The organism is Levilactobacillus parabrevis, assembly GCF_044051715.1.
GTDB classification, from domain to species: domain Bacteria; phylum Bacillota; class Bacilli; order Lactobacillales; family Lactobacillaceae; genus Levilactobacillus; species Levilactobacillus parabrevis.
Genome location: NZ_CP168688.1, coordinates 1,386,650 through 1,411,338, shown reverse-complemented (window position 1 = coordinate 1,411,338; position 24,689 = coordinate 1,386,650). Strand labels below are relative to the sequence as shown.

General features: G+C 51.3%; 16 protein-coding genes. All 16 read right to left on the bottom strand.

The window, feature by feature from the left end; translation table 11 throughout:
- Positions 1–120 precede the first annotated feature (120 nt).
- Complete coding sequence (locus ACEPSU_RS06655; protein WP_020088672.1) at positions 121–840, bottom strand: transaldolase; 720 nt, start codon at positions 838–840, stop codon at positions 121–123.
- Positions 841–935: 95 nt separating this feature from the next.
- Entirely contained in the window at positions 936–4,283 is a 3,348-nt protein-coding gene (gene dnaE / locus ACEPSU_RS06650) for a DNA polymerase III subunit alpha (RefSeq protein ID WP_395320748.1), read from the bottom strand.
- Positions 4,284–4,538: 255 nt separating this feature from the next.
- Positions 4,539–7,157, bottom strand: a complete 2,619-nt coding sequence (gene clpB, locus ACEPSU_RS06645; protein WP_395361484.1) for an ATP-dependent chaperone ClpB — start codon at positions 7,155–7,157, stop codon at positions 4,539–4,541.
- A 1,077-nt stretch (positions 7,158–8,234) separates the two neighbouring features.
- Entirely contained in the window at positions 8,235–9,476 is a 1,242-nt protein-coding gene (pepT, locus tag ACEPSU_RS06640) for a peptidase T (RefSeq protein ID WP_395320745.1), read from the bottom strand.
- Positions 9,477–9,531: 55 nt separating this feature from the next.
- Positions 9,532–10,338, bottom strand: a complete 807-nt coding sequence (locus tag ACEPSU_RS06635) for a Nif3-like dinuclear metal center hexameric protein (RefSeq protein WP_395323299.1) — start codon at positions 10,336–10,338, stop codon at positions 9,532–9,534.
- Positions 10,325–11,032: a tRNA (adenine(22)-N(1))-methyltransferase gene (locus tag ACEPSU_RS06630; protein ID WP_395320741.1), complete on the bottom strand. Its 708-nt coding sequence runs from the start codon at positions 11,030–11,032 to the stop codon at positions 10,325–10,327. Before ACEPSU_RS06630 ends, ACEPSU_RS06635 begins: the two co-directional genes overlap by 14 nt.
- 318 nt (positions 11,033–11,350) lie before the next feature.
- On the bottom strand, positions 11,351–11,821 hold the full coding sequence (locus ACEPSU_RS06625) for a hypothetical protein (RefSeq protein WP_395323297.1): 471 nt from the start codon (positions 11,819–11,821) through the stop codon (positions 11,351–11,353).
- A gap of 160 nt (positions 11,822–11,981) precedes the next feature.
- A complete protein-coding gene (locus ACEPSU_RS06620; protein ID WP_395323150.1) occupies positions 11,982–15,260 on the bottom strand; it encodes an MMPL family transporter in 3,279 nt (1,092 codons plus the stop codon).
- 107 nt (positions 15,261–15,367) lie between these two features.
- Positions 15,368–15,874 carry an RrF2 family transcriptional regulator gene (locus tag ACEPSU_RS06615; protein WP_395320738.1) on the bottom strand — a complete coding sequence of 169 codons (507 nt, stop codon included), beginning with the start codon at positions 15,872–15,874 and terminating at the stop codon, positions 15,368–15,370.
- Between the two features lie 549 nt (positions 15,875–16,423).
- A complete protein-coding gene (locus tag ACEPSU_RS06610; protein ID WP_395320736.1) occupies positions 16,424–16,633 on the bottom strand; it encodes a hypothetical protein in 210 nt (69 codons plus the stop codon).
- The gene (locus ACEPSU_RS06605; RefSeq protein ID WP_395323296.1) at positions 16,630–17,175 is read right to left on the bottom strand and encodes a DUF3990 domain-containing protein; all 546 of its coding nucleotides are present in this window, start codon (positions 17,173–17,175) and stop codon (positions 16,630–16,632) included. The genes ACEPSU_RS06610 and ACEPSU_RS06605 overlap by 4 nt, the downstream gene beginning before the upstream one ends.
- Positions 17,176–17,458: 283 nt before the next feature.
- Positions 17,459–18,589, bottom strand: coding sequence for an RNA polymerase sigma factor RpoD (gene rpoD / locus ACEPSU_RS06600; RefSeq protein WP_373879000.1), 1,131 nt, complete (start codon positions 18,587–18,589; stop codon positions 17,459–17,461).
- Positions 18,590–18,599: 10 nt separating this feature from the next.
- Positions 18,600–20,447 carry a DNA primase gene (gene dnaG, locus ACEPSU_RS06595; protein ID WP_395320733.1) on the bottom strand — a complete coding sequence of 616 codons (1,848 nt, stop codon included), beginning with the start codon at positions 20,445–20,447 and terminating at the stop codon, positions 18,600–18,602.
- Between the two features lie 264 nt (positions 20,448–20,711).
- A complete protein-coding gene (locus ACEPSU_RS06590; RefSeq protein ID WP_395320732.1) occupies positions 20,712–21,239 on the bottom strand; it encodes a hypothetical protein in 528 nt (175 codons plus the stop codon).
- Between the two features lie 141 nt (positions 21,240–21,380).
- Positions 21,381–23,456, bottom strand: coding sequence for a glycine--tRNA ligase subunit beta (glyS, locus tag ACEPSU_RS06585; RefSeq protein ID WP_395361482.1), 2,076 nt, complete (start codon positions 23,454–23,456; stop codon positions 21,381–21,383).
- Positions 23,456–24,379: a glycine--tRNA ligase subunit alpha gene (glyQ, locus tag ACEPSU_RS06580; RefSeq protein ID WP_395323294.1), complete on the bottom strand. Its 924-nt coding sequence runs from the start codon at positions 24,377–24,379 to the stop codon at positions 23,456–23,458. The genes glyS and glyQ overlap by 1 nt, the downstream gene beginning before the upstream one ends.
- Positions 24,380–24,689 lie beyond the last annotated feature (310 nt).

Below are 24,689 nucleotides of genomic sequence, written 5' to 3'. Positions count from 1 at the left end.
TTCAACCAAAAAAAGTTGGCAGTGTGCTCACATCAAAGCACAGTGCCAACTCCTCCTAATAAATTTTCCAAACTACTCAGCCACTTTAATCATCTAAAAGCGACTGACGAAAGCCGGTGCCTACCCGACTTCTACCGGAATCGTGAAGCCTAATTCGGCGATGTCTTGGTCAAAGGTCTTGACCGTATCAACGGAGACCTGGAAGGCGTCCTTTCCGAACTTGTCTAACTTATTCAAAATCTTGGGTGGCACGGTGATGATGTCACAGCCGGTTTCGTCGGCTTGAACCACGTTGATTGATTCACGCGTACTGGCCCACAGAAGCTCCACATTAGCCTTCGCGTGGCAGAGCTCCGCTGACTGCTTCATCATTGGCATTGGGTCGACACCAGTGTCGGCAATCCGGCCCGCAAATACAGACACAATGCCGCCAGTCTTAGGGTTCAATGCATCGACCGCTAATTTGACCTCTTGTAACGTGGTGATGGCGGTCACGTTGACCTGTACCCCAGCGTCGGAGAGCGCCGTAATCACGGCCGTGTTGTCATCCCCGCTGGCCCGGATAATGGGCACCTTAACAGCCACGTGCTTACCCAACGCTGCCAGCACCTTGGCTTCTGCTAGCATCCGTTCCGGCGTGTTACCGAAAACTTCGAAACTGATTGATTGGTCGGGGAAAGTCGCAACAGCTTCCTTGGCGAAGGCCAGGTAATCCGTGATTCCAGCAGCCTTCATCAGGCTGGGGTTCGTGGTGAACCCCTCAACGAGTCCCTTCGCAGCGACAGCCTTCATGTCGGCCAATTTGGCCCCATCGGAATAAACTTTAACGTTTAATTTCATTAAAAAATACCTCCAGATTAGAATATCTCGTTCATTGGTATATATAATACAGAACTTGATATAAATAGTCTAGAGGTATTTTTTATTAAATTGGTCTATCCATTTTCATAGACGACATTGCCAGCTCCCATCAGGCGCTCCAATGCCGCCTTTAGGGCGCTATCTGCCCGTAACCACTGCGTCTTCGGCAACAAGCGTTTTTGGTCGGTTTGAGGCTGATAGACGATCACCGGTACCGGTCCCACATTCGCCGTTAAGAATCGGGCGAGTTGCTGAGCAACGGGCCGCTGATCATGATCCGCATCGACTCGAATGAACCAACGGGCCCCCTGCTTAACCTGCTGGGCATCGGCCGGCTGTAAGTTTTCGGCCAGGTCCAGTCGATCAGCCACGATTTGTAAGCCCCGCTGCTGTTCGACCTTCCCCCGAACGACAATGACTTGGTCCGTTTTCAACCACTCACTCGCCATACGATACTGGTTGGGGAAAATGGTAATACTGACGTCAGCGGTCTCATCGCTCCCGGTAACAAAGGCCATCGGCTCACCGCGCTTCGTCCGAATCGTTCGAATCCGCGTAACGTAAACAACGACGGTGACCCGGTTATTCTCCGCCAAATCACTGATGGTCACGGCATGCAGTCGTTGGGCTAGTGGCCGGTACTGTTCCACCGGATGACCCGACAGGTAGGCCCCGAGTACGGCTTCCTCCTGGGTCAACTTGGTCATCAGATCCAAATCAGGCCGGTGGTCGACCTTAGGTGCTAACGCTGCAAAGAGTTCAACGTTACCACCAGACAGTTCGACACTGCTGAGAAATTCCGGTAACGCCGCAATCAGTTCCGCGCGATTATAGCCGAAGTTGTCAAAGGCCCCAGCATAGACCAAAGCATTGAGGAGGTCAGCTTTCCGGTACTTATCCGCAATTCGCTGAAGGAACTGGTGCAGGTCGTGATACGGTCCATTCTCACGACGGTCGGCCAGCAATTCTCGCAGAAAGTCTCGGCGCACGCCCTTGATTGAACTCAGCCCAAAGATAATGGCCGAACCACGCAGATTAAAGTACGCTGACGACTGATTAATATCCGGCGGCAAAATTGTGACCCCGTGGCGCTTGGCCTCGGTCAGGTAGAGCTTGGTCTTCTCCGGTACATTAATCACCGAATTCAGCAAGGCCGCGTAGAATGGTCCCGGATAATGGGCCTTCAGGTAAGCCAACTGAAAGGCCAACTTACTGTAAGCGACCGCATGGGAGCGGTTGAACCCATAGTTGGCGAACCGGTCCATGTAAGCAAAGACCTGTTGGGCCGTCTCGACAGCGTACCCCAGTTGTTGGGCCCCGCTAACGAATTTCTTCTGCATGGCGTCCATAGTCTGCTTCTTCTTTTTACTCATGGCCCGCCGCAACAGATCGGCTTCACCCAGCGTAAAGCCCCCCATGGTGCTGGCCACTTGCATGACCTGTTCTTGGTAGACCAGAACCCCATAGGTCGGCCCCAGAATGGGCTTGAGGGCATCGGCCGCATAGGTCACCTGCTCCTGCCCATCCTTACGCTTGATAAAGGTATCGATGTTTTCCATGGGCCCCGGCCGGTACAGGGCGTTGACCGCCGCAACCAGTTCAAAACTATCGGGTTTTAATTGCCGCAGAACTCGCTTGATCCCGGAGGATTCGAACTGGAAGACCCCGTTGGTTTCCCCCTGCGCAAAGAGCTTGAGGGTCGCCGCGTCGTTGAGGTCAATCGCGTTGATATCCAGGACTTGGCCCGTCTGCTTTCTGACCAACGCCAAAGCATTGGCGAGAATGCTCAGGTTACGGAGGCCCAGAAAGTCCATCTTCAACAGTCCGACCGCCTCAACCGTATCCTTGGGGTACTGCGTCATAAGTAGGCTACCCGCCCCCGGCTGCAGGGGGACGAGATCCGTCAACGGCCCCTGGCTCAACACGATTCCGGCCGCGTGGGTCGAATAGTTACGAGGTAACCCTTCCAACTTGCAGGCGGTCTCATAAAGCAATTTATTCTTCGGACTATCAGCGACCAGATTGCGGAGCTTTTGGGACTGCTTGTAGGACGCCGCCAACGTAATATGCAACTGGTTAGGAATTGCCGCACTCCAATCGCTCATCTGATACGGCGCCATCCCCAAGGCCCGACCGACATCCCGGAGAGCGGCCTTAGTGGCCAACGTCCCAAAGGTGATGATCTGACCGACTCGAGAATGCCCGTACTTGTCATGCACATACTGCAGAACCTGTTCTCGCTTATCATCCGGAATATCCAGGTCAATATCGGGCATCTGGGCCCGCTCTTCATTCAAGAAGCGTTCAAACAACAGGTTATAGGCCAACGGATCGACCTCAGTAATCGCCAAGACGTAGGCGACCAATGAACCGGCCGCTGACCCCCGCCCCGGTCCCGTTTGGATGTGGGCGCGGTGGGCGAAGTTCATGACATCCCAGACAATCAGAAAGTAGTCGTCAAAGCCCATCCGATGAATAGTCCCTAGTTCACGCTCTAAGCGCTGCTGGTAGGGCTGGCCATCCACGATACCATTGGCCGTTAAGCGACGCTGAAACCCCTCCTGGCACAGCTGACGCAGGTAACTTTGGGAATCCTGTTGGTCAGGTGTGGGAAATTGCGGGAGTTGCGGCTGCTGAAATTTCAGCGTCACCTCACACGCTGCGGCCACCTTTTCTGTCGCCGCGATGACATCCGTCAACCCAGCGTGGGCAAATCGTTCCGTCTCCTCGGCGGCTGGCCGTAACCAGTGGGTCCCCATGGTCTCCTGGGCAGCCGGCAAGTCTTCAATGACTTCACCCGCCCCGATTGCACGCAGAACCGTCACGGCAAAGTGGTCCTCGCGATTCAGGTACTCTACCGGTGCAAGACCAACGAGTGGCACCTGCGTAGCCGTCTGTACCTCTCGTAGCTGTTGCTGGGTGGTCGCATCCAGGTCCGGACTGATCCCCACGGCAACGTTAGCTGGGGCCCACGTCTGTAGCTGCTGAACCGTCTCGGTTGCCGCCGCGACATCCCCAATTTCCAGCAGCTGGCCCACCTCGCTATGCAATGGCACGATCACACTGAGATGGGTCAGATTAGCCGTCTGCTGGCTAAGATCGACCGGTGCTCCGGCTACCTGATAAGCCGTGGATAGCTGCATAAGCTGCTGGTAGCCGGTAAAGTCCTTGGCCAAGAAGACCAGCTCACTCGGCTGAGTCGGCTCCCCAATCGCTTGGGTGGTTAACGTCAGTCCCAAGATTGGCTTGATCTCCGCCGCACGACAGGCGTTGTAGAAGGCCACGACCCCATACATGACATTCTTATCGGTCAGAGCTAACGCGGTATAACCGCGGTCCTTGGCCGCCTGCACCAGGTCGGGGATGCGGTTGGTGCTCTGTAACAAGCTGTAGGTACTCATGACCTGTAACGGGACAAACATCCTATCCACTCCTCTCAACATTATCTTTATCGCTATTATACCAGAAAAAGTGCCAAATATTCGTAGGACGAACAAATGTTCTCTGGCCATTTTAGTCGCTTACCGGCATACTCGAGAACACCTAGTAATCAAACGTAACTGGTCGTTAGGATGCTGCTGTCAAATCACTAAAAAACTGCACTGCTACGACGCTCAAAGCACCGTGACAGTACAGTCATCGACTCATTTTTTATTCAATTCACTATTAACCCGCAATTAATCCGTTGCTGGAATCGTCTTTGCTTGCAGCTCGTGCGTAAAGGCTAATTGGTCATCCACCACATCAATGGTAATCAGGCTGTTGACCGGGATGTCACCGGCAATCAACTGCCGTGCCAACGGCGTTTCCACGTGGGTCGTGATGAAGCGTTGCAGTGGCCGAGCACCGTATGCCGGCAAGTAACCCTTCTGGGCGATCCAGGCCTGCGCAGCGGGCGTAATCGTGAGATCCAGCTGTTGTTCGTGCAAGCGATCGGCGAGATGTCCCACCAATTTAACCACGATCTGTTGAACGTCAGCCAACGTCAGCGGCGTAAACATGATGGTGTCGTCGATCCGGTTCAGGAATTCTGGGCGGAAGTGGGCTTGAAGCAACTTAGCCACCTGCTCCTGGGCCGTGGTCGTGATGTGTCCCTGATCATCGGTTCCCTGCAATAACAGGTCGGAGCCCAGGTTAGACGTCATGATCAAGATCGTATTCTTGAAATCAACGGTCCGGCCTTGGCTATCGGTCAACCGGCCATCGTCTAAGACCTGCAGTAACAGGTTAAAGACATCGGGATGGGCCTTCTCCACTTCATCGAAGAGCACGATGGTATATGGATTACGCCGCACGGCTTCGGTCAGCTGACCGCCTTCCTCGTAACCGACGTACCCCGGGGCCGCCCCGACCAACCGGGACACGGATTCTTTCTCCATGTACTCACTCATGTCGATGCGGACCATGTGATCTTCACTATCAAATAAGTTCTCGGCAAGGGCCTTGGCCAATTCGGTCTTCCCAACCCCAGTTGGCCCTAGAAACAGGAAGGACCCGAGTGGCTTGGTTGGATCTTGCAGGCCGGCTCGTGACCGCAGAACGGCATCGGCGACGGCCGAAACCGCCTGGTCTTGACCCACGACTCGGTCGTGCAGGCGATCGGCGAGCTTCAGTAATTTCTCCCGTTCGCCCTGGACCAGCTTCGTCACGGGAATCCCCGTCATGCGACTGACCACGCTAGCAATCTCGTTTTCCGTAACGGATTCGGAGACTAACCAGTCCTGTTGCTGATTCTGTTTTTCCAAGTCGGCCAATTCCTGTTCCAGCTTGGGAATCGTGCCGTGTTGGAGTTCGGCGGCCTTGTTCAGATCGTACTGTGCCTCGGCGTTTTCCAAATCACGTTTAGCCTTGTCCAACTCTGTCTTCTTGGTACCGACACTCTTAATGGCCGTCTTCTCTTGATTCCAGCGGGCACTCAACTTGTTGACCTTTTCCTTGATATCGGCCAGTTCCTTCGTCAGTTCCTTGAGCCGTGCCTGAGAGGCCGCATCCGTTTCCTGCTTCAGCGCCGTCTGTTCGACCTGCATCCGCATCATTTGCCGGCGTTCCTGATCCAATTCGGTTGGTGCGGAGTTCATTTCCACGCGGATGGAAGCCGACGCATCGTCGACTAGGTCAATCGCCTTATCGGGTAAGAACCGGTCGGTCAGATAGCGGTCGGAAAGTTTGGCGGCCGCAATCAAAGCGTTGTCGTGAATCTTAACCCCGTGGTGAATCTCGAAGCGCTCGCGCAAGCCTCGTAAGATGGTGATGGTATCGTCAATGCTTGGTTCGTTGACCACGACCCGTTGGAACCGCCGAGCCAGCGCCTTGTCCTGTTCCAAATACTTGCGGTACTCATCGAGCGTGGTCGCGCCAATCAAGTGAAGCTCACCGCGGGCCAGCATGGGTTTCAGCAGGTTACCAGCGTCCATACTACCTTCAGCCTTGCCAGCACCCACAATGTTGTGAATTTCATCGATAAACATGATGATCTGACCGTCACTCTTGGTGACCTCTTTCAAGACCGCCTTGAGTCGTTCTTCAAATTCGCCCCGGTACTTGGCTCCGGCAATCAGAGACCCCATGTCTAGGGAGAAGATCGTCTTGTCCTTCAAATTATCGGGCACGTCCCCACGAACAATCCGTTGGGCCAAGCCTTCAACGATAGCGGTCTTCCCGACACCGGCTTCCCCGATCAACACGGGATTATTCTTAGTCTTGCGTGACAGAATCCGAATAACCGACAAGATTTCATCGTCCCGGCCAATGATTGGATCGATCTTGCCACTGCGCATGGCCTTAACCAGGTCGATTCCGTATTTTTCGAGGGCCTTGTACTGGTCCTCCTGATTCTTAGAGGTCACGCGTTCGCCACTGCGCAGCTTATCAACAGCGTTGCGAACCATCTGTTCCGTGATGCCCTGACTCTTGAGATAATCCGTCAGGTTCTCGCCACCCAGTTGCATCAGGGCAATCAACACCGTATCGATGGCCAAGAAGTCATCGCCGTACTTGTTCTTGATAGCGTCGGCCTTCTGTAGCAGGTCGGTCAGGTTACGTGAAAATTCCTGCCCGTACTGAATCCCACTGCCGGAGACCGTACTGATGCCATCCAGCTCCCGGTCAAGTTCACTGTCCATGGCAGCAATGTCCACGCCGGCATTGGCAAAGATCTCGCGACCCAGTTCACCGGGTTGAATCAAATATTTAAAGAGGTGCGCCACCGTGACCGCTTGGTGCTTGCGGGTCATGGCAATGCGTTGTGCCTCACTTAACGCACTGGTCAGTGCTTCAGTCATTTTTTCTGGATTCATAGATTGCATCCTCCTCGGTTAAAATTAATTTTGAATTTTTATAATATGAATTTGCGGGTAATGACGCCTTACCGGGCGGGGCAAATAGGCCGGTCCGCGGTGGGCGGACGCCCGGAGCCAAGATGCGGTCTCCGAGCTTGCTTTGAACCTCTGAGAAACGAGTTTCAAAGTCACCAATTATCTAAGCGGTAAACCGCTAAGATAATTCCCACGGCTAAGCCTATTTGCCCCACCCTCACGGCTAACATAGATTTAAAGCAGTTGTCAGAAATAAATTTTCACGATGCCGCTTTCTCCTACGCAACTTGGCTCAGGCAGAAACGACAAACACCTCGCAGAAGGTTGAAGACAATCTCAGCCAGAGGAAGCCAAGGGTGGCGCCCAGCTATGACGGCGCTGCTAGCCCCTAGTTTTCTCCGATCAAAATCAACGTTGAACCGCAAACTTTTGCTAATCATACATCAAGTAACCAATACCCATTCTAAAATGATATATGTCATGGTCTTCTCGACAAGACGCCAGGTCGCTCAACTGCCACCATTTGAAATTAGCTTAGCCGTAGGATGTCAGGGATGGAGCCAGCCGTGTCAATGGCGTTGGCTACCGTCTTTGGGTAGCCTAGGCCATCGGACGTTTTGGAGACGCACGAACTTTGCGGCTTCAAGACGAGGTGAAAGACCGCTTTGTGGTCTACGCATTATAGTACAGATTACATAGCCAGAGACGACAAGTAACTCGCAGAAGGTTGAAGACAATCTCAGCCGGAGGAGGCCAAGGGTGGCGCCAGCTATGACGGCGCTGTTAGACCGGGCGTTCGTTTCACCCCGGCCTTATAGCGCGGGATGTGTTTGGAAACTCGCAAGCTTCTCGCGAGGTTTCAAACCAAGCCGGAAGCCCGCCCTTCGGCTGCAGGCGGTCCCCATAGCAGGCAGAATCCTTGGCAGCCGCAGGCGACTGTATTCAACCTTCTGCTGTTCAAAAAAGAGGCAACCCTTAGGTTAACCTCCATTTTTCATTCATATTCTAACTGATTTTGACCAAAATTCAAAATAATTTGACCAATTTTGACTAATTAATTTAAGCCTGTTGTTCGGCGAGTTCGGCAATCTTGATAACGACGTCGGTTGCCTGTTCCATGGTTTGTTCGGAGACGTATTCGAACCGACCGTGCATGTTTTCCCCACCGGCGAATAAGTTAGGCGTTGGTAAGCCCAAGTAAGAGATCTTGGAACCATCAGTCCCCCCACGTACTGGGAAGATCAGTGGCTTGATGTTTAACTCTTCCAAGGCTTCCTTGGCCAAGTCAACGACCGTCATGTCCTTCTCGATGACCTCACGCATGTTGTAGTACTGGTCCTTGATGGTAACTTGGACACGGTCACTACCGTATGCCTTGTTCAATTGATCGGCGACCCCTTGGAAGAGCTTCTTGCGGTCTTCGAAAATCTGCCGGTCATGGTCCCGGATGATGTAGCTCAAGTGAGCACTGTCAACGGTCCCGTTCATGCTGTAAAGGTGGAAGAAACCTTCCCGCCCTTCAGTATGTTCTGGACGGTCGTGTTCTGGTAGAGCTGCGTGGAAGTCCATTGCCACTTGCGAAGCATTGACCATGACACCCTTGGCTTCGGCCGGATGCACGTTGGTCCCGGTAATTTCAACCTGAGCATCAGCAGCGTTAAAGGTCTCGTATTCCAATTGGCCTAATGGACCACCATCGACCGTGTAGGCAATATCGGCACCAAAATCTTCAACGTCAAAGTGGTCGGCACCGGAACCAATTTCTTCATCGGGTCCCAAACCAATTTCGATTTCACCGTGCTTGATTTCAGGGTGGGCCAACAGGTATTCTGCGGCAGCCATGATTTCAGCAACCCCGGACTTATCATCGGCACCCAGTAAGGTACTGCCGTCCGTGGTGATCAAGGTGTGTCCCTGATAGTTCTTCAAGTTCGGAAATACAGTTGGATCCAGCGTGTACTTGCCAGCATCGTCCAACTTGATGACGGACTTGCCATCATAGTTTTCCACGAATTGGGGGTTAATGTTTTCACTGTTAAAGTCGGCAGTGTCAAAGTGAGAAATAAAGCCGATCTTCTTCACTTGCTTGTCCGTATTGGCTGGTAAGGTGGCATATACATAAGCACATTGCTTGTTGATATGCACATTGTCCAGACCGATCTCCTTCAGGTCCTTCACCAAGCCTTCAGCGAATTCAGTCAGCTGCGGCGTTGATGGGATCGTGCCAGAGTTGGGATTGGAACGCGTGTTGATCTTGACGTACTTCAGGAACCGGGGAATCAGGTTTTCATACTTTGCCAAAATAAATCACTCCTCAAATGAATTAACTACGTTTTTAGTGTACCCGTTTTCACGCTTAAATAAAAGTGAAGGGGTCGGTATTTAATTGCGATGCCACCACGGTGATTGGCCACTGATTTTCGGCCGCCCACTGCGTAAACAACGCCTGTAAGTGGGGCTTGCAAATACTCTCGATATGGTGGCCGGGATCAACGACGTTCAGCCCCGCCGCAATCATGTCGTGGCCGGGATGATACGAGATGTCACCAGTCACATAGACATCGGCCCCCTTGGCCAGCGCCGCATGGTAGAACGGACCGCCACTGCCACCGAGAACGGCGACCCGCTTGACGGGTGCATCCGGGGTGTGACTGACCAACCGCAAGCCCTTCACGTTGAAGATGTGCTTGCAGTCTTCTGCAAACTGGCGAACGGTCGTGGGCGTCGGTAAATTACCAATGCGACCCATGGTAATGGCGGGCGTCGCGGTTACCCCATTGCTGGGAACCAGGCCCTCGACGTCCTGAAGATTTAAGGCGGCCGCCAACCAGTCGTTCATCCCACCAGGGGCACTGTCGAGATTGGTGTGAGCGCCATAGACTGTGATGTGATGCTGCAGTAACGTTGCATACATCTGGTTCTGGGGCACCGCCAGATCTAAGTTCTTGGCTGGGTGAAACATCATGGGGTGATGGGCAAAAATAAAGTCGGCACCGACCGCAATCGCCTCGTCGACGACCTCGGGCCGCACGTCTAAGGTCACCATGACCTTGTGCACCTCAGCATCCAAACTCCCCAGTTGCAATCCAACCGGGTCACCGGGTTCCGCCCACGTCTTCGGGGCGAACTGCTCGAACCGTTCAACTAACTCACGCACCAACACGTTGCAAGACCTCCTCAATCTCCTTGATCTCAGCTGTCAGCTCCGCTACCTTCGCCGCGGGAACTTCCTTGGCCGACTGTACCTGCGCCAAGACCTGCTTGGTCCGAGCCAACTCACGCCGCCATTTGGCCATGAAGATGGCGTTGTGTTCTGCCAGCAGATACGGTCCAAAGCGTAATTCTTCCGCATTGTACTGCTGAGGGTCATCCGCTCTGTCGGCCACCAGAATCTCATAATCATGGCCGTCTTCGGTCACAATTTTTTCCGTAACCAGTTGGAACCCGTGGGTCATTAAAAATTGGCGGACGTTCTTTTCACCCACATTGGGCTGTAAGACCAGGCGGTTAACGCCTGCAAGGCGATCGAAGTCCTGCGTGAGAATCTGGGCGATGAGCGTGCCCCCCATCCCCGCAATCGCCACGGTATCAATGTGGTCATCAGCTTCAATCGCCTGAAGACCGTTGGCTAGTCGTGCCGTAATCCGGTCGGACAGGCCCTCTTTGTTAATTTCATGTTGGGCATTTTCAAACGGGCCCTTAACGACCTCACCAGCCACACCGCCGGCAATCTTGCCACGCTTAGCTAAATTGACTGGCAGGTACGCGTGGTCGGTCCCAATATCAGCCAACCGGCTCCCCATGGGAACGTAGTCGGCAACGGTGGCAAGGCGCACCGATAAATGGTCTGCATCCATTCGTCAAATCTTCCTTTCTAACTTCCTGATTACTCTAAGTATAAGCTAGTCCGTCCGTCTTGGATAGCGTGAAAATGCGTGCGGTGCAAATGCTTGGAAGTAGCGTTGACAAATCCCCGTTGCTAGATTAGTTTCGACTGCCAAAACGCTACTTGTTACTAGTCAGAACAAATTCAGTATTAAAACGAATTTTTGTCTTATTTCCCAAAGAGATGAGACAAATTTCTCAGGTTTTACATTAGTACTAGTATAGGGCTAATTTTAAATATGCCATATGCTACACAAAAAGGCGCCGGACCAGCCGACGCCCAAAATCACTTATGATTTAGAGTTTAATGCTTCCCGATTCAGTTTCGCGTTATGGGTCAAGTGCGCGACCTGTCCGGATACATGCTTGAAGGGCTTGCCAACGTGCCGCCGACCATATTCCTGTAACGTCATCTTCTGGCCGCTTCGTGTGATCTTGGTATAGTCCCAGACTTTCTCGCTGCTGTCATAATCTCGCAGACGATAGATACCATGACTCAAGCGATACCCAACACGCTTTCCTCCGTAGGCCTGACTACCGAATTCGGTCTCGATCAGCACCGTTTTCTTCGTCGCCACCAGCTCGTTCCAGTAGACAATCGTATCGTGGCCCTTGTGTTGGACACGATACTGCGTCCAAGTTCCCCTGAGTGACTGGGGCGTCCCCGCCGTCCACTTTGTCTGCGCGTGCGCCGTGGTTCCCCAACCAAAGCCGCCCGCGATTCCTAAAGCGATTGCCGTACTGATAACAAATTTATTCATAAAATCCCCTCCGATGTTTCTCAGTATATCCTTACATGTAATCGATAACCAGCTTGCCCGTATATCATTCGTGCTGGTAATCATTCTAAATGCCAACGCACAGCAAAAAAGCACGGCCCACCACATTGGCGAGCCGTGCTCTGGATCATTTTAAAACAACTTATTTTCTTTGACGCCGGAAGGGACGCTTCTTCTCTCGCGCCTCATCTTCCTCGTTTTGTACCTGTGCCATCTTAGAATATGGGTACGGGTAGGTAATCTTCATAACGGCTGGCATCACGATTGGGAGCAAGATGACCAACAAGATAATCCCGATAATCACGGCTAACGCAATCTGAATCAGCGTCATGACACCGGATGGAATCAAGGCGGCGAACGTCCCACTCAGGATGACCCCTGCGGAGAGAACGACTGTCCCAATAACCGTAGCGGCCCGGAGCATCTTGGTACTGGTAGCCCCCGGTTCGTGCAGGAACTCCCGGTACTTCCGCATCAGGAAGATCGAGTAATCGACCCCTAAGGAGATCAGCATGACAAACGTGAAGAACGGTGTGTTCCACGTCAACATATCGGTTCCCAGTAGTGGGTCCACCAACCAGTGAACAATGGTCAAGGCGCCGGAGTATGCGACGACCAGGATTCCTTCGATCACGATCGGTTGTACCAGTGAACGGGTAACGATCATCAAGGCGATGAAGAGCCCGGCTAACATGATAATGACCGTTCGCGTAAAATCACTGGAAGCCATGTTATTGATGTCATTGGTCTGCGACGTATTCCCACCAAATGCCACTTCGGCATTCTTCAGACTCGTCCCAGCCAAGGCCCCGTTAACGACCTTTTCCAGCTTCGGCAGCCGCGCCATGGCAGCCGCGGAACTTGGATCATCATTCAGAACGACCGTGATCTTGGTGATCTTCCGGTCGGGCGACATGTAAGTCTTCAGTGCTGGCTTAAACGAACTACCGTGTAACTGCTTAGTTGGAATGTAGAAGGTCGATGAAGCGGCGGACTTCTGCAGGCCCTTCAGGTAGGTGTTGGCCGAACCAACCCCGGTGGAGACTTGTGTCAACCCAGTGGAGGCTGAGGTCAGGCCCTTCCGCAAGGCCGTCAATTGTTTGCTCATCGCGGCTAATTTCTCAGCCATCGTCTGGTTCCCGGCAGCGACTTGGTTCGCCCCGGAGACCAGTGCTGGCATCTTACCATTAATGGTAAACATTGCACCAGACAGCTGACTCGTTGCGTTGGCTAACTGGCTGGACTGTGCGCTGGCCGATTGCAAGGCGGTTGCTGCCCCAGGCAAAACGACGTTAGATTTCTGGGCTAACTCGGCAACGGCACCCTGTAATTGACTCGTGGAGCTCTGCAACGATTGCAGTTGACTAGCAACGGTCTGATCGGCAGCCCCAATTGACTTGGCATCGCCCCCGATTTGCGTCAAGGACGTGCTCAATGTGCTCTTTAATTCACTCTGCGCGGCGCTTTGCTTCTGCAAGATGCCGGCCAAGACCGTCTTCTGAGCGGCAGACAACGGAACACCCTGCGCACTGAAAGCCGCAGCGACCGTGCTAGCACTCATGCTTGGCAAATTAGAGGTGGCACTCTGCAATTTAGCCAATTGTGAGGCAATGTCTTGCGTGCTAGTCTTGATTGTCGTCAGTGATGTTGTGACACCGCTGGTACTGGTTGAACTAGCGGAAACTTGTGAGTTCAACTGCTGAATGGCGGCGTTCAACTGCGGTAACGCTGCTTCTAACTGCGCCAACTGGGCCGCCTGTTTACCCCCAGAAGCGGAGGAAACTTGACTATTCAGAGAGTTGACCCCGGTAGAGACTTGGGAAATGGCGCTCTGCAACTGCGTCGTCCCGGTGCTGACTTGTTTAGCTCCAGTGGCCAATTTGTCAGCATCCTTCACTGCACCATTCACGTTTTGCTTACTCAGTGAGCTGTTGGCGGACTTCAATCCCTTGTTGACCGTATTGACACCCTTTTGGGCCTTGGCCAACCCGGTCGTGACTGAGCTCATTTGATTACGGACGTATAACTTCTTGATGGCCTTCCCACCCGGTTGGGTGACAGAAGCGACCGTCTTAACGCCGTCGGTCTGTTGCAACTGCTTGGTCAAGCGGTCAACGATCAGTAACGTCTTTTCATTATCCATCTTGTTCTTGCTCTGAATATAAATCGTGGTTGGTTCCGCGGTTCCCTCGGAGAAGTGCTTTTGCACGACCTTGAATCCTTGCTTGGCCGGCACGTTATCACCAATTTCCACCAAGTTATCGTAGTTCAACGCCCCATGTGAGGTCAGGGCGAGTGGGATAAACACGATCCCCGTCACGATCAGTGTAATCACTGGACGGATCATGGCGTGCTTAGCCATCCCGTGCCAGAGGCGACTGTCACCTTCACCCTGAAACTTCTTGATTGGCCAGAACATATGAGGTCCACAGATGGCCATAAAGAATGGGTTCAGTGTCAGAAGCACGGCCAGTAAGACCACGACCCCAACGGCGATGCCGACCGCTGAACGGTACAGTGAGAAGTTGGCAAAGCCCAACACACTCATCCCGATTAAGACAGACAGACCGGAATACAGAACCGTTCGGCCACCGACCCGAGTAGCTTCCTTCGTAGCGGTGTACCTATCCTTACCGCTGGCCAGCCGTTCTCGAAACTCGTTATACAGGAGGATGTTGTAGTCGGTCCCAATCCCGAATAACACGATGACGATGAAGACTTCCGTAAAGTTGGAAAATGGGAAGTTGAAACGGTCAACCAGGTTAGCCACCACAGAAATGGAGGTAATCACGGAGACGGCCACCGTTAGAAGTGAGAACAACGGCGTGATTGGTGACCGGAAAACCAGCCACAGGACTAAGAAGATAAAGATGGCGGCAATGATTTCCGTCTTCTGCACCCCAGCCTGCGTGGCATCGGAGAAGTCTTGATTCAGGACATCTGCCCCGGTCACATAAGTCTTCACGCCACTCGTCTTCGACAGCTTGGTGATCTGATCACGAATATGCGTGACCGAATGGCTGGAAGATTTATGCACATTTAGTTGTAAGAGTTGCGTACTCTTATCCTTTGAGATTAGTTGGGAAGCGGCGGTCGAACTGTCGCTAGCCGCGGTGATCGACCGAATCTCGTACTTGTTTTGATTGTTTTTGATTCGGTTGATGGTCTTGTCGATCTGGTCATTCTGCGAGCTGGTCAGCTTCGCATTGCCATTGTTAAAAACGACGACGACCGCCGTGGTACCGCGTTGTGAGCGGCCCCATTGATCTTGCATTTTAGTTGCTCGCGTACTTTGGTAACTGTTAGGAACGGTGATCTGTCCCTTATCCGCCACCAATTTACTCATGTTTGGAATCGTCACGATGGCTAAGATCACGATGACCAGCCACCCGATGACGTTCCAGATGTAGTGCTTATTCATCCAGCGCACGGTGAAACCTCCTTGACGATTGAAATATTTTTAAGTGTTGCGGCAAAAAAACGGCCCAACACGATTACTCAAATTTTATGAATCTTCTATTCTACTGCTTAACGCGTGAGCCACTTGGTCCAATCCAGTTGGAGGGGTTGGTCCGCAGTGGTCGGTAAGACATCACCGATGGATAGTGTCGCGAGTTGTTGCCGGAATTTCTCCTCAGCTTGGGCGAACACGGCCAGGACGTTGGCGACCGGCCGGGTATCTTTGAAATCTTCAAGTTGATACGTTTCCATGAAAGCTGCCTTCTGATCCAAACCGAATACTTTGGAAACCAACCCCGTTCCTTGAACGAGCGGCTCAGTTCCCTCAATCGCATTGAAAACATCCAACAGGGTAATTTTCACGGGATCTTTCATCAAAACAATGCCACCGTCACGACCCGAAACCGTTTTAACAATCTTCGCAACCGCCAATTTTTGCACGATTTTTTTCAAATAGCTGGTCGAAATTTCTAACCTTTCCGCCACCAGACGACTATGTAAAGGTATCTTTCGGTCCTGAATTCCCAGTAAAGCAACGATGCACAAGGCCTGCTCTAAACTTGGCTTTGCCTTCACAAATGTGCCCCCTTTCCCTTATCTCTCTTAACTTTTAAACGAGATACATTATATCCCCTTTAAAAGTTTTTTCAAGGCTTTTGACCCAATAAATTAACCTCATAATAATAAGTCTCTACTGTAAACGGTTTCAATCATCTGATGACACTATACTATAAATGAGTGCCGATGGAAACTACTTTTATTCGCTAATTTATGAGTAGTGGTGGGCCACTCGAACGGTGAGGATTAACTTATCTAAATGATTATTAATTCGTTCAATTTTTCATGGCTTCCAGCTATATTTCAAGACGCTTTCAAAATATCGTTTTAAAATGTAAATTCTCACTTTGAACGTCAATTCACCGTTTTTTCGACAAAATTATGAATTTTGCTGATGGAACTTTCAATCGTGCCTCTTGTGACAAATTTCTATCAGTCTGCTTTGCAAGCACGTTTCCCACCAATCAAAAAAGGGTTCTATGATATTTGGTGTTGGTAGAGAAATCCATCAACACCAAATATCATAGAACCTTTATTTAGAACATAGAGCTTATTCCTAATAATTAGCTACAATCTTTCCGAGAATACAATATCATCAGCCATGTTTTCCGGTGATATGTGAGTTCCGGTTACGAAGTAGTCCTGTTGCCACTCAAGAATGCTAGCATGATAAGTCACTAACAATTCCGCAATTTCTGAGTCGCTATAATTATAGGTACGTAACCGAGCCTCTATTTGCTGCTGTAGGTCTTGTCTTATCGTTAGTACGTTTTTCATACTGGAACCACCTTACTTTTAAGAAAAGCTACCCGTTCATTCGCAAACCTTTGACTGCGAATACAGAGCTGTACTGTATCCGAACTATACCTTATTTGGCGTTCAGCTTCAATAAAACTGATTTGCTCACGCGAATAATCTCGCAAATTCGCGCTTAAGTTAGTACCATCCGCGATGAGACCATAAACAACATCAGGTGAACAAACACTGCGCAATCCTAAACGATTACTGACAACAAAATCTAAATAAGATCTATTAAACTCGTGCCCAAAATTCAAAATTTTGAATCCTGTGGGCCGTCGAAAATCTATATAAAACGACGCTACAAGGGCACCGACGTACTTCTGATTACCTTTTCGATTAACAATGCTTGCCTTCCGTTTAGCCCATTTTAATGCCTGATTGTAATTTGGCGTCAAATAAAAGCCACGACCAAAATCCTTATTACTAAAGGATTTTTGAATATCAATTGTCTGAATTCCTTCGTAAAAAGTACTCACAGTCCCGTGATACCACGTAACAACATCTAAATAATTTTCCAAAAGTCACCCCCATACTGTACATATATTTCCCAAGTATGCGGGAAGTTAATCGCCAGTACAATCGAACACTAGTTTAATCTTGCATCATATCCATATTACCTTTTGTCACCACATCTAAGATAGCCTCAAAATCACATTACCCAAAAGAGGCCCAATTCGAAAATGAATTGACTCTCTCAAAGCTCCTCCATCAACACTAGTTGACAAAAAACAAAAAAAGCCCCCAAGAGCTTCAGACAATCTGTCCGAAGCCCTGAGGGACCCTCGTTGTAGTAACGTTAAATTATTCCAAGAAATCCTTCAGTTGCTTGCTCCGTGATGGGTGGCGCAACTTCCGTAAGGCCTTGGCTTCGATCTGACGAATCCGTTCACGGGTAACCCCGAAGACCTTGCCGACTTCTTCCAAAGTCCGCGTCCGGCCATCGTCTAACCCGAACCGTAACCGCAGCACGTTTTCTTCCCGGTCAGTCAGCGTGTCCAAGACACTTTCCAACTGTTCCTTCAGAAGTTCGTAAGCGGCGTGATCGGCAGGACTCGTGGCATCTTGGTCTTCGATGAAGTCACCTAAGTGAGAGTCATCTTCTTCACCAATAGGCGTTTCCAAGGAAACGGGTTCTTGCGCGATCTTTAAGATCTCACGAACCTTTTCCGTTGGCATGTCCATTTCAGCCCCAATTTCTTCTGGCGTTGGTTCCCGCCCTAAGTCTTGGAGGAGTTGCCGTTGAATTCGGATCAACTTGTTGATCGTTTCAACCATGTGCACAGGAATCCGAATGGTCCGTGCTTGGTCAGCGATTGCCCGTGTGATGGCCTGACGAATCCACCAAGTGGCGTACGTGGAGAACTTGAACCCTTTACGGTAGTCGAACTTTTCGACGGCCTTCATCAGACCCATGTTCCCTTCTTGAATCAAGTCCAGGAATTGCATCCCCCGACCCACGTAACGCTTAGCGATGGAAACCACCAACCGCAAGTTGGCTTCAGCCAGCTCTTGCTTGGCTTCTTCTTCGCCCTTTTCGATCCGTAAGGCTAAGGCAACTTCTTGGTCAGCCGTTAACAGGTTGACCCGACCGATTTCCTTCAGGTACATCCGAACAGGGTCGTTGATCTTAACCCCGGTCGTTGTGCCGGCATCCTTTAATTCCTTCTTAGAAACGGCCTTTTGGGCTTTGACGGCCCGTGGGTCTGGCTCACCCTTAGCATCAACCACACTGATCCCAGAATCGGAGATCGTTTCAAGTAACTTGTCCATCTGCTTAGCATCCAACGTGTAAGGTGTTGCGACCTTGTCAGCCAGGTCATCGTACGTGATGTGCCCAACCTTCTTGTTGTTTTTAATCAAAGCGCGCACCGTTTTGTTGTATGCTTTTTGATCAAACATTGGTTGATCCGTGGTCTTTTTTGCCATTAAAATACCCCCTAGATTAAACTTGTTTGTTCGCCTGACGCTGTCGTTCCAACTGCACAATCTCAACGACGAGTTGACGTTGTTGGTCGGCATCGCCTAGTCGCGAAGCTTCCGCCAATTGATTTTTCTTTTGCCGGAGCTTCGCCTCGACCGGCGCCTCATCCATAATCACCGCTAAATAATCATCGATCTCCCGCGGGGTTACCGCCGCGGCCATATTAGGTGTTGTCTCGAGATCGATCACAAGCTGTTGCAGGCGGTCTTCTTGAATGAAGTCCGTGAACTGCGCGGTTTGATACACTTGATGCGTTTGAAAATAACCCTGGGCCAAGGTATAAATAATTTGATAGTCGTCATGCACGAAACTGAAATCGGCAACGCTGGTCACTTTCGCCCAAACGTTCCGGTCGTGTAAACAACGATAGAGCAGATTGCGTTCCGCCCGTTCCAAGCGATTCAGCGGTCGCTGCTGCTGATGCACAGTGACCGGTGGCGCAGTGGTTGGCGCGGGAGCCGGTGTGCTTGGCCGCTGACGCTCTTGCTGAGCCGCAGTATCCCGCTGCACCTGCTTGAGCTGCGCGGCCAATGCCGCCTTATCGATGTGAAACTCACTGGCCAGCTGACTCAGGTACATGTCCAGCTCGACCGGCTCGTTGACCTGCGCCAAGAGAGGCATGACCTGATTCACATATTCCAGCCGTTCACTGTCCGTCTCCAACGCCCGGTTGCGCCGCAGAAAGCGCATTTGAAAGCGCAGCGGCGGTTCCTTAGCGGAGACTAACATTTGGCGAAATGCCTCGTCGCCGTGAGCCTTACGGTATTCATCGGGATCTTGGCCCTCGGGAAGTTGAATCACGCTGAGTTGCAGGTGACTGTGCTCGCCCAATAGCCGCAATGCCCGGTCGATGGCCCGTTGCCCGGGTTCATCTCCATCGTAACACACGTTGAGCTTGTCCGTGGTCCGCTCAATGGCGTAGATCTGCTCGGTCGTTAGACTCGTTCCCATGGAAGCAATCCCATTGTTGACGCCCGCTTGGGTCGCCGAGATGACATCCATGTAACCTTCAAATAAAGTGACTTCTCCGGCTTGCCGAATCGCTGGTCGGGCCAAATCGAAGTTAAACAACAGCTTACTTTTATTAAATAATGTGGTTTCAGGGCTGTTTAAATACTTCGGTTGGTCGTCAGCCTTCTTGAGGAGCCGGCCGGAAAAGGCTGCCACGTGCCCACTCGCATTTCGCAGAGGGAACATGACCCGCTCGGTGAAGCGGTCACGCAACTCACCTTGCGCATTTTCAATGAACAGCCCGGACTGCCGAAGTAACTGGTAGTCGCTCTGTCGCTGGTCAAAGAATGGCTTGAGTAGGCGTTGACTCGGCGCGAAACCTAACTGGTAAGTCTCAATCGTCTCATCAGTTAGCCCGCGGTCGTGCAAATAATCCAATGCCGGTTGTCCCATCTCGGTGTTGACCAAGATGTGGTGATACAACTTGGCGGCCTGTTCATGCAAGGCGAGCAGTTGGCCCGTCTTGGAATCTACAGCGGGACCCGCGGCATCTTGCCGATACTCACTGTCGAGGTCAACGTGACTGAAATCGGCCACCTTGACCACGGCTTCGGGAAAAGTCACGTGCTCCAGCTCCATCAGAAACTTGAAGACGTTACCCCCCCGACCACAGCTAAAGCAGTGAAAAATCTGCTTATCTTCCGAAACGGAAAACGAGGGTGTCCGTTCCTCGTGGAAGGGACATAAACCAAATAAATTCTTACCGGATTTTTTCAGTTGCACGTACTGGCCGACAACGTCCGCAATATTTGTGGCCGTCCGAACCGTCTCAATCACGTCTTCGGGTATCTTCGCCAACCAATCACTCCCTTACGCGTTTCCGTTTGCTCACCATAGCCTTGAAAAGTCGCACCCCGGAAACCCGAAAAGTGCGACTCTTTAATTAGAATTCGTGCGCAAAAATACACTATATATGATACCACCTATGGGGGCATTGTCAACTTTTATAGCTCACTCGGACTTTTGAAAAACCCTATTTCCAATCTACACCTTCCCCGCGCAGGATAAAAGTTAAACGACTCACTAACCTCATTGGAAGGCTAAAGAAAGTCTTTCGGCGAATCACCCTGTTCTGGCACCCAGTAGCTGACCGACAATGCCTAAGCCTACCAGAATCCGTCCCTGGTTAATCAATAACCGTTGAACGAGCGGAGAGTTGCCCCTAGGCCAACTCGTGTGAAAAACATGAACTTCTTGCGGTGGCACATACGCCAACATTAGGCCCGCCACGGTGCAAATCAGACCGGCTCGCCCCGACGGACTGGCCAATGCAGCGGCATCTAGCGCTTGCGGCAATAGGAGTAAAATGCCCGCGTAGATGGTAAAAACGAAGTTCAGATCTAGTAACAAGCTATCCCGTCTGTCCCAAGCCGTCTGCTTGAGAACTAAGGCCAGCAATACCAGACTTAATGCCAGCAGCGTAAAAACAATCAACACCTGTAGCGACCGATTCGGTTGGATCGACCGCCAGCTAACATTTAACACTTGCAGAATCCAGGCGAGGCAGACCAACAGCCGGCCAAAATTAGCATAAAAAGCTAGTTTGCGTGGCGTGTGATTAGGTAGCATTGACCCTTCCCATTTTCTCAACGACTGTACTCCCCTGTATAATGGTGAATTTCTCAAGTTCTAGCGACCAGAATACCCCCGTTCGTTCACAAATGATCGGACAAGAAAAAACCAGCTCCAAATAATCGGAGCTGGCTTCAAAATTACTTCATTTAAAAACAGTTATTTAACGATCAACTGGTCCAAGTCACCCAGACCCATGGCTAAGTTCGCCAACTTGCTGAGTTCTGTCAGACGGTTGTTCTTAACGGCTTCATTCTTGTCCATCACCATCGTGGCTTCGAAGTAAGCGGCAATCGTTGGTTGGATGTCGGCCAAAGCAGCGTACAGGTCATTCAGGCCCTTGTCAGCTGCGGCAGCAACTTCAGCAACGCCTTGGTCCAAGGCACCTTCGCTGTCATTTTCAAACAACTTGGTGTCGACCGTGGCATCGGCCAATTCGGCTGGGGCCTTTTGCGCTAAACGGATAACCCGTGTCAAGGATTCGATAACGTCCTTAAAGTTGTCATCGTTGGCGTGGCTAGCCAAGATATCTGCGGCCGTGAAGAGCCGTAAGACATCACTACTGTTTCCGTTCGTCACGGCGTCAATGATATCGTGACGTTGCTTAGCGGAACGCAAGATCTTCCGAATCCGGTCCTTGATGAAATCAACGACGGCTTGGATTTGGCTAGCTTGGTCCAGGTCTGGAGCAACCTTAGCATCCGTTTCAGCAGCGATGAACTCACTAGCCAATTCGGCAACAGGTAAGGCCCAGTTCTGGTCCTTAGCGATCCGCACGATCCCAGTAGCCTGACGCCGCAAAGCGTAAGGGTCATTGGAACCGCTAGGAATCATCCCGGCAGCGAAGAACGTCAGAATGCTATCGAACTTGTCGGCCAGAGCCAAAACGGCACCGGGGACAGATTCTGGCAGCGCGCCATCGGCTGAGATTGGTTCGTAGTGTTCGCGAATAGCTTGGGCAACGGCAGGATCTTCGCCACCAAGCAAGGCGTACTTTTCACCCATGACCCCTTGCAGTTCGGCGAATTCACCGACCATGCCAGTAACCAGGTCAAACTTGTAGATTTCGCTGGCACGCAGAGCAGCCTTGGTCTGCGCATCGTTTAAGTTCAGGTGCTTAGCCAAGACGGCAACGATGGCCTTTACCCGGTCCATCTTCTCTGCCATGGTACTGATCTTATCGTGGAAGCTAACGGTCTTCAGGCGGTCAACGAAGTCGGCAATTGTCTTCTTCTGGTCTTCCGTGTAGAAGAACATAGCATCTTCCAAACGGGCGGTCAGAACTTTTTCGTTTCCGGCAACCACGTTTTGCAGGTCATGGTCCGTACCGTTTCGAACGGAGATAAAGACTGGTAAGAGCTTGCCGTTGGCATCACGGGCGTAGAAGAACCGTTGATGGTCGCGCATGGACGTGATCAAGACTTCATCAGGAATCGTCAGGTACTTGTCGTCGAAGCTCCCGGCAAAGGCAGTTGGCCATTCAACCAGGTTGTTAACTTCTTCCAGCAAGCCGGCGTCAACGTTGACCGTCCAGTTGTTGTCAGCGGCCAGCTTGTCGATCTGTTGTTTGATCAATTGCTTACGCTTGTCGGCATCGGCGATCACGAATTGACTAGTTAAGTTCTCTTCGTAATCGGCGGCCGTTGCCAAGTCAATCTCCTTACCCAAGAAACGGTGACCGCGCGTCGTACGCCCAGTCGTCACGTCCAGGATGCTAAATGGAATCACTTGGTCATCGAGTAAGGCAACCATCCAGCGAATTGGCCGGATGTATTGGAAATGGTGGGTGCTCCACTTCATCATGGTTGGGAAGGTCATGGCCATGATGATGTCGCGCAGGCCAGCCAATACAGAAGCAACGGGTTCACCGGCAATAAACTTGTCGACGTAGACATATTCTGTCCCCTTGATTTCTTTAAAGGTAATGTCGTCTGGTGTCAGGCCTTGACCACGGGTAAACCCAATAGCGGCCTTGCTCCAGTTACCATCGGCGTCTTGCGCGATCTTCTTAGCGGGACCCTTGACGGATTCGCTAATGTCTTCTTGCTTGTCAGCCAAACCGCTGATCAGGACGGCTAACCGGCGTGGCGTGGAGAATGGCTTGATGTCATCGTAATCCACGCGTTGTTCTTTTAGGTAGTCTGCCGTGCGCTTAACCAGTTGCTTGATAGCTGGTGTGACCACGTGGGCGGGCATTTCTTCCAAACCAATTTCAAGTAAAAATGTGTGTGCCATTATTTGGCCTCCTCATCAGCTAATAGTTTTTCCCGTAACTTGTCATCCTTGACCAACGGGAATCCACGCTTCTTCCGTTCAGCAACGAAGGCCCGCGCCACAGCACGTGCCATGTTCCGAATCCGAGAAAGGTAGCCGGCCCGTTCCGTAACGGAAACGGCGCCACGTGCGTCTAACAGGTTGAAGGTGTGGCTACACTTTAAGATGTAGTCGTAAGCTGGATGGACCAGGCCATTAGCAATCTGCTTCTTGGCTTCGTCTTCAAATTCATCGAAGTGCCGGAGCAACATGTCTTGGTCACTTTCTTCAAAGCTATACTTGGAGTGTTCGTATTCAGGTTCCTTAAAGATATCGCCGTACTTAACGCCATCGGCCCATTCCAGGTCGAAGACGGAGTTGACGTCTTGGACGTAGGAAGCCAAACGTTCCAGACCGTAAGTAACTTCAGAAGTCACGGGATCAACTTCCATTCCCCCAACAACTTGGAAGTAGGTGAACTGGGTGATTTCCATCCCGTCCAACCAGACTTCCCAACCAACACCGGCACAACCCATGGATGGGTTTTCCCAGTTATCTTCAACGAACCGAATATCATGTTCCAAAGGATCGATACCCAATTCACGCAAACTATTCAAGTAAAGTTCTTGGATGTTGTCAGGTGAAGGCTTCATGACCACTTGGAATTGATGATGTTGGTATAAACGGTTGGGGTTTTCTCCGTAACGACCATCGGCTGGTTGACGGGAAGGTTCAACGTAAGCGGCGTTCCAAGGTTCTGGACCGATTGCGCGTAAGAACGTGTAGGGACTCATGGTACCGGCCCCTTTTTCAGTATCGTAAGCTTGCATCAGCATGCAACCTTGTGCAGACCAATACTGTTGTAACTTTAAAATGATTGCTTGCATGGACAGTTTTTCTGTCATGGGTGCAGTTCCTCCTTGTGTGGTTGCCAGCTAGATTTAGCCCAGTGACGCCTGAGCCAGCGACTAACTGATCAACCGATTAAACAAATAAGCGCGCAAAAAAATCCCTACGAGAATTCACTAAGGCAAATTCACGTAGGGACGAATTTTAATTTCGCGGTTCCACCCTACTTCTAGTCAATGACTAGCAGCTTACTTGGAAACGACTCCGAATGTGCCAACTCACGCTGGATTGGATTCGGCTTCCACTGCCCCGAACTCGCTAAACCAATGATACCGTGACTCTCATTCATCATAATCGACTTATTTA

Excerpts from the sequence above, each read along its gene's own strand:
- ACEPSU_RS06630 (WP_395320741.1), bottom strand. The coding sequence starts at position 11,032 with ATGGATGCAGACCATTTATCGGTGCGCCTTGCCACCGTTGCCGACTAC.
- ACEPSU_RS06620 (WP_395323150.1), bottom strand. The coding sequence starts at position 15,260 with ATGAATAAGCACTACATCTGGAACGTCATCGGGTGGCTGGTCATCGTG.
- ACEPSU_RS06655 (WP_020088672.1), bottom strand. The coding sequence starts at position 840 with ATGAAATTAAACGTTAAAGTTTATTCCGATGGGGCCAAATTGGCCGAC.
- clpB (WP_395361484.1), bottom strand. The coding sequence starts at position 7,157 with ATGAATCCAGAAAAAATGACTGAAGCACTGACCAGTGCGTTAAGTGAG.
- glyQ (WP_395323294.1), bottom strand. The coding sequence starts at position 24,379 with ATGACAGAAAAACTGTCCATGCAAGCAATCATTTTAAAGTTACAACAG.
- dnaE (WP_395320748.1), bottom strand. The coding sequence starts at position 4,283 with ATGTTTGTCCCGTTACAGGTCATGAGTACCTACAGCTTGTTACAGAGC.
- glyS (WP_395361482.1), bottom strand. The coding sequence starts at position 23,456 with ATGGCACACACATTTTTACTTGAAATTGGTTTGGAAGAAATGCCCGCC.
- ACEPSU_RS06625 (WP_395323297.1), bottom strand. The coding sequence starts at position 11,821 with ATGAATAAATTTGTTATCAGTACGGCAATCGCTTTAGGAATCGCGGGC.
- ACEPSU_RS06610 (WP_395320736.1), bottom strand. The coding sequence starts at position 16,633 with ATGAAAAACGTACTAACGATAAGACAAGACCTACAGCAGCAAATAGAG.